Genomic DNA, 14,179 nt, shown 5'->3' with positions numbered 1-14,179 from the left:
GTAAGTCCTCAGTTTCGAGCTTGCGAGGAGGCGAGATCGGCCCGGGAGGGAAGGTCGGCACCTCGCCGTGAACAGGTGATCGCCGCCGCCTCGACGGCAAACGACAGGATGCCGCGCAGCGCATCCCGGTCGAGGGCCCGCAGGCGGTCAGCCTTCAATAATCCTTCACGCGACATTGCCGCAAGAAGAGCAGCCTGAAAACTGTCGCCCGCGCCGACGGTATCGGCGACATCTACCGTTTTGCCGGGAACATGCAGTTCTCCCGCTGCCGTGTACCCGTAAGCGCCCTTCCCGCCGTCGGTCACTACGGCAAGGCGCACGCCACGCTCGATCCATGAAGAGGCGAGAGCGGCCCGGTCGGCGCCGGGATAGAGATTTTCAAGGTCTTCGGCACTGATTTTCAGGATATGAACGTGATCCAGGAGTTCTTCGATACGCGCGCGCCAGCGCTCCATGTCCGCAACAACCGTCGGGCGGATGTTCGGGTCGTAGGAAATCACGCGTCTTGCGCTTTCGCGCTTGACCAGACCGAGCACGCTCGTGCCGACCGGCTCCACAAGCGCCGAGAAAGATCCGAGGTGGATCGCCTCGATCGTATCGTCAAGCTCGGGCAGATCTCCGGTTTCGATCAGGCGGTCCGCCGCACCCTCGCCGTTGAAGGCGTATTCCGGGGAGCCGTCGGGGCCGAGGCTCACGACGGACAGGGTGGTCGGTGCGCTTTTCTCGACGGCGAAACGCAAATCGACGCCTTCGCTTTCAAGCGCGGAGCGCAAGCGCCGGCCGAACAGGTCGGTGGACAGTCCGCTGAAAAAAGCCGCCGGCGTTTCAAGGCGCGAAAGGCCCACCGCGACGTTGAAAGGCGAGCCGCCGATCCGCGCATCGATCTGGAAGCCTGTTGCGGTTTCTTCGGCGAACAGGTCGAAAAGCGCTTCGCCGCAAACGAGGATCATGGGATCTTTTCGTCCATATTGCGAGAATTGGAAAAAGAGACCCGCCAGCCGAAGCCGGCGGGTTCAGTCAGGCTGCCTGGGCGTTTTCCGGCGGTTCCATCGCGCCGGTCATGATGGCGACCGCATCGGACATGGAGAAATCCTTGGGATCGATAACCGCATGACGGCGCCCCAGACGATGTATGTGGATGCGGTCCGCCACCTCGAAGACATGCGGCATGTTGTGCGAAATCAGCACGATGGGCAGGCCGCGCGCCTTCACGTCCTTGATGAGTTCCAGAACGCGCCGGCTCTCCTTCACGCCAAGGGCCGCCGTGGGCTCGTCCATGATGACGACCTTGGAGCCGAAGGCAGCCGCACGGGCGACCGCGATGCCCTGACGCTGGCCGCCTGACAGGGTTTCCACCGCCTGGTTGATGTTCTGGATGGTCAGGAGGCCGAGATCGTTGAGTTTCTCGCGGGCGACCCGCTCCATCGCCTTTCGGTCGAGCTTGCGGAAGTATTTTCCGAAGAAGCCGGGAACCCGCATTTCGCGGCCCATGAACATGTTGTCGGCGATCGAGAGCGCGGGCGACAGGGCAAGGTTCTGGTAAACCGTTTCGATGCCCGCCTCGCGCGCATCCATCGGCGAGGTGAAGTGGATCGGGCTTCCTTCCAGCCGGATTTCGCCCTCATCCGGCACGACCGCGCCGGATATGGCCTTGATGAGGGTTGATTTGCCGGCGCCGTTGTCGCCGATGACCGCCAGGATTTCACCGGGGTAGAGATCGAAATCCGTGTGGTCGAGCGCGACGACGCGGCCGTAGCGCTTGACGAGATTGCGGGCCGTGAGGATCGGTTCGCGCTTGGAGGTGTCCCGGGTCATGATGCCACCTTTCTGATCCACTGGTCGATTGCTACGGCGAAGATGATAAGCAGGCCGATCAGGAGATACGTCCACTGCGGGTCCGTTCCGATCAGGCGCAGGCCGAGGGAGAAGACGCCGACGATGAGCGCGCCGAACATCATGCCGAGGATCGAGCCGCGCCCGCCGAAGAGCGAAATGCCGCCGATCACCACGGCGGTGATCGATTCGATGTTGGTGAACTGGCCAGCCGTGGGGGAGACCGACCCCAGCCGGCCGATAAGCACCCAGCCTGCGAAAGCGCAGATCAGGCCGCCGAGCGTATAGACCGAAACGAGGGTGCGCCTGACGCGTACGCCGGAAAGTTCAGCGGCTTCCGGATCGTCGCCGATAGCGTAGACGTGCCGGCCCCAGGAGGTGTGATTGAGAATGTACTGGAGCACCAGGACCAGCAGGATCATGCCGATCACGCCATAGGTGAAGACAGCCCCGCCGATATTTATCTTCTCGCCGAAGAACTGAAGGATCGGCGCCTGTTCGGAAATGTCCTGGCTTCGGATCGTCTCGTTGGCCGAATAGAGAAAGTTCGTCGCCAGCACGATCTGCCACATGCCCAGCGTGACGATGAAGGGCGGCAGCTTCATGCGCGAAACCAGCGTGCCGTTGATGAATCCGCAGAGCGCGCCGCAGGCGAGGCCGCACATGACCGCGAAGCCCGCGGGAAGGCCATAGCGAAAGGTGAAGTGGCCCATCACCGTTGACGACAGCACCATGATCGCGCCGACGGAAAGGTCGATGCCCGCCGTCAGCACGACGAGCGATTGTGCCATGCCGACGATGCCGACGATCGCCACCTGCTGGAGGATCAGCGTCAGGGCGAAGGGCGAGAAGAATTTCGATCCGAGGATGATTCCGAAACCGGCAACGGAGGCGAGCAGCACGATCAGGGGCACGCCCGCGGGGTGGGAGTGCAGCGTGTGCTGGATCTGGTCGAGCAGGCTTCGCGAGTGCGTATCGAAGCTCGCGACCCCGGTCGAGCTTCCTTCGAGCCCTTTCTCGAAGTCGTGGTCTTTTGCCGTTTGTGCTTCGGCCATGATTGTCTCCACCCTGGATGGTCGGATAGGGTCGGCGTTTTCCGCCGCGCTGGACAGCGCCCCTTCCGGATACGGCTTCGTCTTGGTAGCGAACCGCGAATGGCAAGGCGGATTGACGCCGCCTTGCCATCTTTCGGTTCAGCTTAGCCCCAGCACTTGTCCATGCCTTCCTTCGTGTCGATGGATTCGACACCGGGAGCGGGCTTGTCCGTTACCAGCGAAACACCGGTGTCGAAGAAGTTCTTGCCTTCCGTCGGCTCCGGCTTGGCGCCGCTGTCGGCCCAGGCCTTGATCGCCTCGATGCCGAGCGAAGCCATCAGCAGCGGATATTGCTGAGAGGTCGCGCCTATGACGCCATCCTTCACATTCTCGACGCCCGGGCAGCCGCCATCCACCGATACGATCAGAACGTCGTTCTCGCGGCCGACCGCCTTCAGCGCCTCGTAAGCACCGGCAGCAGCGGGCTCGTTGATCGTGTAGACCACGTTGATCGTGGGGTCCTTGGTGAGAAGGTTTTCCATGGCCGTGCGGCCGCCTTCCTCGTTGCCGGCGGTAACGTCATTGCCGACGATGCGCGGATCGTCCTCGTCGCCCCATTTGTTCACGTCCTTCACGTCGATGCCGAACCCGGTGAGGAAGCCCTGGTCGCGCAGCACGCCGACCGACGGCTGGCTGACCGCAAGGTCGAGCATGGCGATCTTCGCGTCGGCGGCGGCATCGCCGAGTGTGGCCGCGGCCCACTGGCCGATCAGTTCGCCTGCCTTGAAGTTGTCGGTCGCAAAGGTTGCGTCCGCAGCGTCAATCGGCTCAAGCGGGGTGTCGAGCGCAATCACGAGGATGCCCGCGTCCCGTGCCTGCTTGACGCTGTCCACGATCGCCTTGGTGTCGGAGGCGGTAAGCAGGATGCCCTTGGCTCCGTCGGCGATGCAGGTTTCGATCGCTGCGACCTGGCTTTCATGGTCGCCGTCGATCTTGCCGGCGTAGGACTTCAGCGTGATGCCGAGTTCGTCAGCCTTGGCGGTGGCACCTTCCTTCATCTTCACGAAGAACGGATTGGTATCCGTCTTGGTGATGAGGCAGGCGGTGATATCCTCCGCCTGAGCGGGGGCGACGGCGGCCATCGCGCCCATGGTTGCAAGGACGGAGCCCGTTAACAGGATCTTGCGGATCATAAGTTTTCCTCCCTGGTCTATCGTGGTGCAGACGCACGGGAGCTGACCAGACCGGCTCCCGTACGTGTCTGAGGGCGGAGCTCGGCGGCGCCGGCAGAAACCGGCCGTTCGCCTTGCCCCGGATCGTCGCCCGTCAGGATCGAGGCCCGGGGCGAGAAGTTGAAGAACATCGGCAGGCTCGCGGCGCCGATCGCGCCGGCATCCGGGCCGAACGATCCGCGCTCGATCTGTGGCGGCTTGCGGGCTTCCGGCGCGGTTTCGGCCATGGCCTTGCGCAGGCGTGAGATGATCTGATCGATCAGCCCGCCATCAATATCCGCGTCGATCACCAGCACCGAAACGTCTACGACTGCGTGGGCCGACCAGATTGCTGGAAGTAGCGCATCTACACAATCGTCGAGCCACTCCACCACGGCCGGGTGGCCGGATTCCGCCGCCTGTTCCAGGTCGGTGCGGCTGGAGGTGCCAACGCCGCGAAAAGCGAGATGCCGGGTAAGCGCTGCAAGCGATGCCCGCGTGATGAGAAGATCCCACGGCCCGGAGGGTTTCGGCGCGGACGCAAGTTTGCTTGTCGGCACGGGAATGACCGCGAAATGCCCCGCGTTGCCGGAGACGCCCCTCAGGCAATCGCCACCGATCACGACCCCGCCGCCGATTGCCGGGCCGATGAAAACATAAAGGAAATCATCGTGTTGCCGGCCGGAGCCGTAGAAAAGCTCGGCAATTGTCGCGGCCGTTGCGTCGTTTTCGCAGAAAACCGGAAAAGGCAGCGCTTCTTCAAGCAGCAGACGAAAATCGACATCGTCCCATAAGCGGAAGGTGTCGCCTGGAAGGCCAAGCTCATGAAGCCAGGCGCCCAGGTTGAACGGCATGCCGAGACCAACGCCGGTGATCCGCTCGCGCTGGGATTCGTCCAGCAGTTCCAGGAGGTTGTCGATATCTCGCGCGATCATGTCGCAGGCTTTTTCCGGCGTGGGAAGGATGCGGTCGTGCGCGCGCCGGCCGATGACCCTGCCGGAGAAGTCGACGAGGACGGTTTCGATGGACGTACGGTCGAGCCGAACGCCGAAACCGAATGCGCCTGCTGAATCAAGGCGCAGGATCGTCGCCGGTTGGCCGCGTCCGCCGTCGTGGCGCTTGCCGACCGCGCGAATGAGGCCGCCGCCTTCCAGTTCCTGAATGATTCCGCCAATGGCGGCATTTGTGAGATTTGCGAGGCGGGCGAGTTCGGCTTTCGACGCTTCGCCGACGCGGCGCAGCACCTGGAGAACAATCCGCTCGTTGTAGCGGCGCAGCTGAACCGAATTGGAGCCGCGACCGACCCGAGGCCGTTTCGCCACTTTGTCCTCCCCTCGTTCCGGCCTATTATTATGATTATTCCGACGCGAAGCCTACCCGCGCAAGATCACCGAAACTAATTAATTCCACTTGATTTAATTAATCCACAATTGCGGCTCCCTGTCAATATCCCTCATGTTTCGCAATGCATGGAAGCTGACGGAATTCCGGAAAAGCGATTAATATCATCGCATTCGAGAGTGGTGCTGCCGAATTTTTAGCCTGAATTTAGCGCCGCCTTGCAACCGGCGTTATCCCCGTTCAGCCGAAAAAGGTGAATTTCCGCAAAAATCGCACGAAAAAAAGGGAAAAGAAAATTCCTTTAATTTCAAATCCGGCGAGAAAATACGACGGCCGGAACCTGCTCCGGCCATCAAAGTAACGTCACGCAATCGGTCAGACACCCAGATTGGCAACGGCGAGCGCGTTTTCCTGGATGAACTCGCGGCGCGGATCGACATCGTCGCCCATCAGCTTGGTGAAGATGTCGTCGGCGGCGAGAAGGCGAACTGCAATCCCGTCTTTTCACCCGCCAATGCCGTGACGCCACTCAGGGGATCCGGATCGCTGCTGTCTTATTCCAGGCTATCGAGCCGCAGGCCCCGGTCATCTTCCTCCTGTCGCGCCTGACGATCCGCAGAAACCGAACAGACTCGGGACGGCGAGTGCGGTGTGACATCGGCCCATTCGGCCTGCAATTCGGCAAAAAGACCGTTTTTGTCTTCGGATAGTGGCGGCGGCGAGATCCCGATGCGCCGCATTGCGACGAACAGTACGGCACGTTCTTCGCGATGGAAGTCGTGGGACTTGCTCCACATCTCAAGTAATATCGGCACTGCTTCAGCACGAGCCGCCTCGCCGACGCGACACAGGCCCTCTACCCCGGCTACAGCCTTGTCGAGGCGTGAAGGCAGGGCGCGCGGATTGAGCAGGTAAGGTAAGGCATCGGCGCCGAGGTCGCCTAACCGGGCCAACAAGGGCTTGGCATCCCACAGCCAGTGCCGGTTGTCGGCTTGCGAATAGACGAAGAGAAGGCGAGGGCCGAATTCGACGAAACTGTCGCGCGGAAGCCCGGCGAGCAGTTGGGCGATAACCTGCCCGTTCTTCCCCGCCCGTTCGCGTTTCTTCTCTTCCGTCACCGACGCGGCACGTTCGATTCCGCTCATGAGTGCATCCGCCCGGGAGATCAACGCTTCCGGCCGGTTGGCGGCGAGCTCGACCCACCAGATCTTTACCCTGGCAAGAGGGTCCGCGATGATTGTATCGAGGATGTCGAATTGACGCGTGATCGCCGCATCTTTCGCCAGAGCGATCTTCTCCAGAACGAGTTTCGTATCGCTTGCCTGACGATCTGAAGGGGCAACTGGCTTGAAGCCGAGCGCCACGGCTAGGGCCAACGAATCCCGACGGGCCCTGCTTGTGCCCGAGACGATGGGCCTGCGCTTGCCGCGCGCAAATCCCGCAAAGCACTGCCAGCTTGGCCGGGCCGAGTTGAGGGCGCATCCCATGGCCGGTGCCGGCAGCCACCAGAGCGGTGTGGCATCGCCGCCGACGACTTCAAAATGCCGACCATCCGGCATGGCGATGCCGGTTGTCACCTTGGTGACGGGTAGCGTCCCCCTATAGGTTTTCGTTTCATTTCGGGATATCTGGACATGCGGCAATTCCGGCTTTTCCGGCATCGACAATACGCAGAAGCGTTCTCCAACGCGCTGTCGACCTGCCTGGCGGTCGTCGTAGACGGTGTGAACCTGAATGCGGGCGGCATTCCTTATTGCCCCCCCGTGACGCATCATTTCGCAGAGCGGGGCCTCCACCAACCGGTGTGCCGCATAACCGCTCGGATAGTCCGACCGAACGGAATATACGACCGGCACACCATAGTGCGGCACGAACCGGACCGCATCCAAATAACCGTCGAAGACTAGCGCCTCGCGCTCGGGATCAAATCCAGCGGAAACTTGCGCGTTTGCCCCGTCGTTGGAAGCGGTAAGCACTTTCAGCACCAGCCGTTCCTGCAAGGCGAAAGCGAAATAGCCACCATAGAAGGCAACCGGCAGGATCAGCCAGCGACGCGATACGCGGCCGCTCAGGGTCTCGATCACGATGCCGATTATTCCGGCGTTCACGAGTACCGCTGACCAGCCGCTAGCAAACGCGAACATCAGGAAGATTCCGGTAATCGGAATCAACTGAAGTACGAAGACGATGGCCGTTATGACAAAGAAAATCAGTGAAAAAGGATGTTTCCGACGCATTCTTAAAATTTAAAGCGGCGCATCTTAAGAATGCGTAGTGACAACGTAATTAACCGGAAGTTGCGGGTGGTCGAGCTATTTTCAGGATCGATCCCGACCTGCTGTCTCAAATTGCGCCTCTGGTACCGTAACGCTGTAATGCGCCGGCAAGCCGGGTTCCACATATCGCCCAGAAGGGCGATCCTGTCCGAAATGCCCATCCGCCGATGCATTTTTTGCCGAAACCCAAGTCTCGACCGGAAGTCATCGAAACGGGACCTTACGGAGACGAAAACTGTACGCCGCCGGCGGCGGAGACCGACCAACGAGCCGCAACGCAAGCAGATGTCAACCGCCGCCTACACGTCCAGATTGGCAACGGCGAGCGCGTTCTCCTGAATGAACTCGCGGCGCGGATCGACATCGTCGCCCATAAGCTTGGTGAAGATGTCGTCGGCGGCGTCCGCCTCCTTCACCTTGACCTGGAGGAGGGAGCGGGCGTTGGGGTCGAGCGTCGTTTCCCAGAGCTGATCCGGGTTCATCTCGCCCAGGCCCTTGTAGCGCTGGAGCGAAATGCCCTTGCGTCCGACAGCGAAGACCGCGTCGAGCAGGGCGCGCGGGCCCCTGATCTCGTTGACCTTGTCCTTGCGGTTCAGCGTCGCGGCCTTCACGTAGATCGCCTGAAGGTGCTCGGCGTAGCCGTTCAGCTTGCGCGCATTGGCGGAGCCAAGCAGAGCGGCGTCGATCATGGTGACTTCCTTGACGCCGCGAACCGTGCGTTCGAAATGAAGCGAACCGTCGTCGCGCGCCTCGCCCGTCCAGCCACGCTCGAACTCATCGGCGAGAATATCGAGCCGGCGGGCGATGTAGGCGGCGGCCTCGTTCGCCTTTTCACGGTCGTGAAGGACATCCGGGTTGAGGGCCCCGGCGATCGCCGCCTGCTCGACCGTATCGCGGTCGTAGCGCGAGTGCAGCCCGTCGAGGACATCGGCGATCTGGCGGGCTTTCTCGATCACGCCGCGAAGGTCCGCGCCCGCGAGCGTCTCTCCGGTATGGAGCGTCAGCGTCGCCTCCTCAAGCCCTGAGGAAATCAGGTAGTTTTCAAGGGCTTCCTGGTCCTTCAGGTATTGTTCCGAGCTGCCGCGCTTGACCTTGTAGAGCGGCGGCTGGGCGATATAGATATAGCCATGCTCGACAAGCTCGGGCATCTGGCGGAAGAAGAAGGTGAGAAGCAGCGTGCGAATGTGGGCGCCATCGACATCGGCGTCCGTCATGATGATGATCTTGTGATAACGCAGCTTCTCGACGTTGAATTCCTCCTTGCCGATGCCCGTGCCGAGCGCGGTGATCAGCGTGCCGATCTCGTTGGAGGAGAGCATCTTGTCGAATCGCGCGCGCTCCACGTTCAGGATCTTGCCGCGCAGGGGAAGGACGGCCTGATTTTCCCTATGACGGCCCTGTTTGGCCGAGCCGCCGGCGGAATCGCCCTCCACCAGGAAAAGCTCGGCCTTGGCGGGATCGCGTTCCTGACAGTCGGCAAGCTTGCCGGGGAGCGAGGCGATGTCGAGCGCGCCCTTGCGCCGTGTCAGTTCGCGTGCCTTGCGCGCGGCCTCGCGTGCGCTCGCCGCCTCCACCACCTTGCCGACGATGGAGCGTGCCGGCGACGGGTTTTCCTCAAGCCATTCGGAAAGGGCCGCGTTGACGATGTTCTCAACCACCGGACGAACCTCGGAGGAGACGAGCTTGTCCTTCGTCTGGGAGGAGAACTTCGGATCGGGCACCTTGACGGACAGGACGCAGGTCAGGCCTTCGCGGCAATCCTCGCCGGAAAGGGAGACCTTTTCCTTCTTCAAGAGGCCGGAGGTATCCGCGTAGCCGGTGATCTGGCGCGTCAGCGCGCCGCGGAAACCGGCAAGATGGGTGCCGCCATCGCGCTGGGGAATGTTGTTGGTGAAGCAGAGCACCTGCTCGTGGTAGCTGTCGTTCCACCACATGGCGACCTCGACGGTGATGCCGTCGCGCTCCTGGATCATGGTGATGGGTTTTTCGATCAGCGGGTGCTTCACCCGGTCGAGATAGCGCACGAAAGCCTCAAGCCCGCCTTCGTAGAAAAGCTCCTCGCGGCGCGGCTCAACGCCGCGATCGTCGGTAAGGATGATGCGGACGCCGGAATTGAGGAAAGCAAGCTCCCGAAGGCGATGCTCCAGCGTTTCGTAGTCGAACTCCACCCTGGTGAAGGTGTCCGTCGACGGAAGGAAGGAAACTTCCGTACCGGTCCGGCCTTCGGCGGCGCCGACGACCCTGAGGTCGTCATCGGGCTCGCCATGGCGGAAGCGCATGAAATGCTCCTGCCCGTTGCGGTAAATCCGCAGGTCGAGCCATGCCGAAAGCGCGTTCACAACGGATACGCCGACGCCGTGCAGGCCGCCGGAGACCTTGTACGAATTCTGGTCGAACTTACCGCCCGCATGAAGCTGGGTCATGATGACCTGGGCGGCGGACACGCCTTCTTCCTGGTGAATGTCGGTCGGAATGCCGCGCCCATTGTCGGTGACGGTCACCGAACCGTCGGCATTGAGCGTGACCGTGACATGGTCGGCGTGGCCGGCGAGCGCCTCGTCGATGGCGTTGTCGACCACCTCGTAGACCATGTGGTGCAGGCCGGACCCGTCGTCGGTGTCGCCGATATACATTCCCGGGCGCTTGCGCACCGCATCGAGCCCCTTGAGGACCTTGATGGATTCCGCTCCGTATTCGCCGCTGCTTGCGGCCGTCTCGGGCGTTCCGTTGCCAGGGGTTTCAGTATCGCTCATCCGAATCACTTTTCCGGTCAGAGAAGTCGTGCAGTTCCGGTTATACGGCCTTGGCGGCAAGGTTCAACCAAGGCTGCATCCAGGTGCGTCCGAATGCAGGGGTTTTCCTTAAAAAACATGGGTTTTTAAAGGCAGAACCGGGAATGGCGGGTGCGGCCAGGATGCACCGTGTCCGCCTCCCTGGCGTGCTTCGTGCCTGCAATCATTATCCCGGCCTGCGCGCGCCCCTGGCGCATCGCCTGCGCCGGGAAACAGCGCATCAGTAGCGCGACATCGCGCTTCCTCGGAACATGAGCGGGCCTTGCCCGCAACAGATATCCGGATACCGGATCGGCGCTCGGCTTCGCCTCGCTTGTCCGGTATGACGTTCGTCGCAGAGCAAGCGCCAAGTCCGCGGAGCATCGCTTCGTGACGCCGCAAAAGTCCAGGGCGACGGCCGAGGGGGACTTGACTTCACCGTGCGCCGTCGGGCCAATTGGCGTGGCGGAAGGCGAAAGCGGGAGATACCCAATGAAAGCAGTGCGACGTATCGCAGCCGGAACCGTTTTCGGCGCCGTGGCGGCACTCCTTGCCGGGCAGGCGGCGGCGCAAGGCTGCGGCGGCGATTTCCGCGCTTTCCTGCAAGGCGTGAAGCAGGAAGCGCTTTCCAGGGGGCTGTCGGAGCGCGCGATCGACGCAACATTGTCGGGGGCTTCCGTCGACCGCAAGGTGCTTTCGCTGGATCGCCGACAAGGCGTCTTCAAGCAGACCTTCCTGGAATTCTCCAAACGCTCCGTCAACGGATACCGGCTGAAGCACGGCGCGGCGAACATGCAGAAATACGCGAGCGTCTTTGCCCGTGCCGAGCGCGACTACGGCGTGCCGGCGCCTGTGATTACCGCGTTCTGGGGCCTTGAGACCGACTACGGCGCGGTGCAGGGCGACTTCAACACCGTCAATGCGCTGGCGTCGCTTGCCCATGACTGCCGCCGGCCGGAGCTTTTCCGCCCGCAGCTTCTGGCGGCGATCGAGATGGTGCAGCACGGCGACCTCGACCCGCGCCGTACCACCGGGGCCTGGGCGGGCGAGATCGGGCAGGTGCAGATGCTGCCCGAGGATATCGTGCGCTACGGCATCGACGGCGACGGGGACGGGCACGTTACGCTGAAGACAAGCGCGCCCGACGCGATCATGACGGCGGCGCATTTCATCCAGAGCCTCGGCTGGCGGCGGGGCGAACCCTGGCTGCAGGAAGTGGCGGCGCCCGCGAACCTGCCGTGGCAGGACGCAGGCCTGCACGCCGCCAAGACCGTGTCGGAATGGGCGGAACTCGGCGTTCGCCCGCGCGCCGGATCGCTCCCCCCGGGAAACCTGCAAGCCTCGCTGCTTTTGCCGCAGGGGCGCAACGGACCTACGTTTCTGGCCTATCCGAATTTCAACATCTATCTGCAGTGGAACCAGTCGTTCATCTACACGACGTCCGCCGCCTATTTCGCGACGCGTCTGGCCGGTGCGCCACGCTACGACGCCGGCAACCCGGATCCGGGCCTGAGCGATGCGCAGATGAAGGCATTGCAGCAGAAGCTGCAGGCCAAGGGCCATGACGTCGGCGGGATCGACGGGATCCTGGGCAGCGGCACGCGCGCGGCCATTCGCGCGGAGCAGGTGCGCCTCGGCCTCCCGGCGGACGGCTGGCCGACGCAGGCGCTGCTGGCGAAGCTGTGAGGCGCGTCGCGCTGCGACGCCTTTCGGGCCGAAATACTTTAAGGCAAATCGAATTCACCGGAACTGCGCCGAGCGCCGGGCCGTCACTCCAACGTCGGTGGTTCGGGATAAGGTGACAAATCACGGTAATTTGACGGCTATTAGGTGCTCTTTGGCGAATCTCAGATTGACGAACGTAACGTCGTTTATTGGACCGGAGCTTGATCCATCGATTCAGCATACCGGCAGGGTGCACGGTTTCGCGGGTCCGGTTAACTCAATTCGCGGTCATTCGCCGAATGTCGCCCGGGTGGGAGACTGCGTCACGCCGCATTTGCCGGAGTTATAGTTCAGGAAAAGATTGTGCATGTCTCAAAGATTTAAATTTATCAATAGCTTTATCAAAAGAACAAAGTCGATTCAGGCGATGAGCCGGGATATTGAAATAATAAAAACGTTTATCTCCGAGAGAAAAGACTTTGATTACAAGGTGGAAATTGAAGATGGAACAATATTAAATCTACCGAATCTTTTTGAAGATGAAATACAAAAAATCATATACACTACCAGAAAATTTTATGAACAGGATATTCTTGAGAGATTGGAAGAATATGTTCCAAAAGACGCCCTGATTCTCGATATTGGAGCCAATATTGGAAATCATGCCCTATTTTGGGTTCAGAAAAGTCCGGAGAGGAAGGTCGTTTGTTTCGAACCGGTGAGTTCCACTTTTGAAATTCTTGTAAAAAATATTGAGGCAAACAATAAAACCGCCCAGATCTCGGCTCAAAAGTTTGGCGTTTCCGATAAGCCTTCGAGGGCTCGCATAGAAAGCTTCAAATCCAGCAATATAGGGGCGACCAAGCTGCAGCATGACGAGTCTGGCGATCTTAGCCTGATCTCGATTGACGGATTTATTTCGGAAGAAAACAAAATCGGCATGCTTAAAATAGACACCGAGGGCTTTGAGGTAGAAGTGCTTAAAGGAGCCGATAAGACAATCGAGATGCATAAGCCAATCATATTCGTTGAGACGTTTGCGAATAAATTTCACGAAACGAATAGAATTTTAAAAGGGCATGGCTATACATTGCGAGAGGAATTTCCCAGCGATAATTTTCTCTACATGCATGCTGGTTAATGCCGCTGCTTGCAGCGCAGCTTGAGATTCGCTCGCTTAATCCCTCTCGCCGAAGCCGTCGCAGACGAGGTTGGAAAGTGCTTCCAGCGCGGCATGGGCATCAGGCCCGCTCGCCTCCACGAGGATGGAGCAGCCGGGCGAGGCGGCGAGCATCATCAACCCCATGATCGACGTGCCGCCGACGCTCTGACCGTCCTTGGTGATCGTGACGTCGGCGTTGAATGTTTCGGCGAGTTTGACGAATTTCGCGGAAGCGCGGGCATGCAGGCCGCGCTGATTTACAATCTTCAGTTCGCGTCTCAACTCGGCAGTCTTTTCGTTCACCGGTGCGTTCATTTCCTGGAACACGTCCTGTCAGTGTCGCATCAGCCCTGGCCCGACAGGACCTGGCTGGCGACGGAAATGTACTTTTGCCCGGCCTTGCGCGCTTCGTCCACTGCCTCTGCGAGTTTCATTTCGCCGCGCACGCTCGCAAGCTTGATCAACATCGGCAGGTTGACGCCCGCCACGACTTCGATCGTCGTGCCGTCCATCACGGAAATCGCGAGATTGGACGGCGTGCCGCCGAACATATCGGTAAGGAGGACGACGCCCGAGCCGTCGTTGACGTTCTCGACGGCCTTCAGGATGTCCTGCCGGCGCTGCTCCATGTCATCGTCCGGACCGATACATATCGTGTCGATCCGGTCCTGAGGTCCGACGACATGCTCCAGCGCCGACTGGAATTCCTTGGCCAACTGGCCGTGGGTGACGAGTACGAGACCGATCATACCCTGTCCGTGCCTTGTCCGCGCATGGTTGCCGCGTCCTTTTCACGTTTGTAATTCGGGCCCTGTCCCGCCGCCGATCAACACTGAAAACCGAAAGCCGATCAGGATCAAGCCCATAAAACGGAGCGCCCAATTTC

At 60.9% G+C, this 14,179-nt stretch carries 11 protein-coding genes; 2 read left to right on the top strand and 9 right to left on the bottom strand.

The features are described 5' to 3' along the window. Positions 1–8: 8 nt before the first annotated feature. From GR183_RS18320 to gyrB, 7 genes are all read right to left on the bottom strand, one after another. Positions 9–950 (bottom strand): carbohydrate kinase family protein, encoded by a 942-nt coding sequence (locus GR183_RS18320; protein WP_160777112.1) that lies wholly within the window; start codon positions 948–950, stop codon positions 9–11. Positions 951–1,017: 67 nt separating this feature from the next. After that, positions 1,018–1,815 (bottom strand): ATP-binding cassette domain-containing protein, encoded by a 798-nt coding sequence (locus tag GR183_RS18315; protein ID WP_160777111.1) that lies wholly within the window; start codon positions 1,813–1,815, stop codon positions 1,018–1,020. Next, the gene (locus GR183_RS18310; protein WP_160777110.1) at positions 1,812–2,888 is read right to left on the bottom strand and encodes an ABC transporter permease; all 1,077 of its coding nucleotides are present in this window, start codon (positions 2,886–2,888) and stop codon (positions 1,812–1,814) included. Before GR183_RS18310 ends, GR183_RS18315 begins: the two co-directional genes overlap by 4 nt. A gap of 143 nt (positions 2,889–3,031) precedes the next feature. Continuing rightward, positions 3,032–4,018, bottom strand: coding sequence for a sugar ABC transporter substrate-binding protein (locus GR183_RS18305; protein ID WP_244313809.1), 987 nt, complete (start codon positions 4,016–4,018; stop codon positions 3,032–3,034). A gap of 59 nt (positions 4,019–4,077) precedes the next feature. Continuing rightward, positions 4,078–5,400 (bottom strand): ROK family protein, encoded by a 1,323-nt coding sequence (locus GR183_RS18300; RefSeq protein WP_160777108.1) that lies wholly within the window; start codon positions 5,398–5,400, stop codon positions 4,078–4,080. 573 nt (positions 5,401–5,973) lie between these two features. Beyond that, entirely contained in the window at positions 5,974–7,563 is a 1,590-nt protein-coding gene (locus GR183_RS18295; RefSeq protein WP_202396175.1) for a hypothetical protein, read from the bottom strand. 431 nt (positions 7,564–7,994) lie between these two features. Continuing rightward, a complete protein-coding gene (gene gyrB / locus GR183_RS18290; protein WP_160777106.1) occupies positions 7,995–10,448 on the bottom strand; it encodes a DNA topoisomerase (ATP-hydrolyzing) subunit B in 2,454 nt (817 codons plus the stop codon). A gap of 510 nt (positions 10,449–10,958) precedes the next feature. On the opposite strand from gyrB, the gene GR183_RS18285 reads away from it, so the two are divergent. Together GR183_RS18285 and GR183_RS18280 are read left to right on the top strand one after the other, a co-directional pair. Then, positions 10,959–12,152, top strand: coding sequence for a lytic murein transglycosylase (locus GR183_RS18285; RefSeq protein ID WP_160777105.1), 1,194 nt, complete (start codon positions 10,959–10,961; stop codon positions 12,150–12,152). A 346-nt stretch (positions 12,153–12,498) separates the two neighbouring features. Next, positions 12,499–13,272, top strand: a complete 774-nt coding sequence (locus GR183_RS18280; protein ID WP_160777104.1) for an FkbM family methyltransferase — start codon at positions 12,499–12,501, stop codon at positions 13,270–13,272. A gap of 36 nt (positions 13,273–13,308) precedes the next feature. Here GR183_RS18280 and GR183_RS18275 read toward each other — a convergent pair whose 3' ends face one another. Beyond that, positions 13,309–13,608 (bottom strand): HPr family phosphocarrier protein, encoded by a 300-nt coding sequence (locus GR183_RS18275; RefSeq protein WP_160777103.1) that lies wholly within the window; start codon positions 13,606–13,608, stop codon positions 13,309–13,311. 29 nt (positions 13,609–13,637) lie between these two features. Continuing rightward, positions 13,638–14,042, bottom strand: coding sequence for a PTS sugar transporter subunit IIA (locus tag GR183_RS18270; RefSeq protein ID WP_160777102.1), 405 nt, complete (start codon positions 14,040–14,042; stop codon positions 13,638–13,640). Between the last annotated feature and the right edge of the window lie 137 nt (positions 14,043–14,179).

It is taken from the genome of Stappia sediminis (assembly GCF_009826895.1).
GTDB classification, from domain to species: domain Bacteria; phylum Pseudomonadota; class Alphaproteobacteria; order Rhizobiales; family Stappiaceae; genus Hongsoonwoonella; species Hongsoonwoonella sediminis.
This window is presented reverse-complemented; position numbering and strand designations above follow the sequence as displayed.

Coding starts and splice junctions, on each gene's coding strand:
- GR183_RS18320 (WP_160777112.1), bottom strand. CDS start 950: ATGATCCTCGTTTGCGGCGAAGCGCTTTTCGACCTGTTCGCCGAAGAA.
- GR183_RS18315 (WP_160777111.1), bottom strand. CDS start 1,815: ATGACCCGGGACACCTCCAAGCGCGAACCGATCCTCACGGCCCGCAAT.
- GR183_RS18310 (WP_160777110.1), bottom strand. CDS start 2,888: ATGGCCGAAGCACAAACGGCAAAAGACCACGACTTCGAGAAAGGGCTC.
- GR183_RS18305 (WP_244313809.1), bottom strand. CDS start 4,018: ATGGGCGCGATGGCCGCCGTCGCCCCCGCTCAGGCGGAGGATATCACC.
- GR183_RS18295 (WP_202396175.1), bottom strand. CDS start 7,563: ATGTTCGCGTTTGCTAGCGGCTGGTCAGCGGTACTCGTGAACGCCGGA.
- gyrB (WP_160777106.1), bottom strand. CDS start 10,448: ATGAGCGATACTGAAACCCCTGGCAACGGAACGCCCGAGACGGCCGCA.
- GR183_RS18285 (WP_160777105.1), top strand. CDS start 10,959: ATGAAAGCAGTGCGACGTATCGCAGCCGGAACCGTTTTCGGCGCCGTG.
- GR183_RS18280 (WP_160777104.1), top strand. CDS start 12,499: ATGTCTCAAAGATTTAAATTTATCAATAGCTTTATCAAAAGAACAAAG.
- GR183_RS18275 (WP_160777103.1), bottom strand. CDS start 13,608: ATGAACGCACCGGTGAACGAAAAGACTGCCGAGTTGAGACGCGAACTG.
- GR183_RS18270 (WP_160777102.1), bottom strand. CDS start 14,042: ATGATCGGTCTCGTACTCGTCACCCACGGCCAGTTGGCCAAGGAATTC.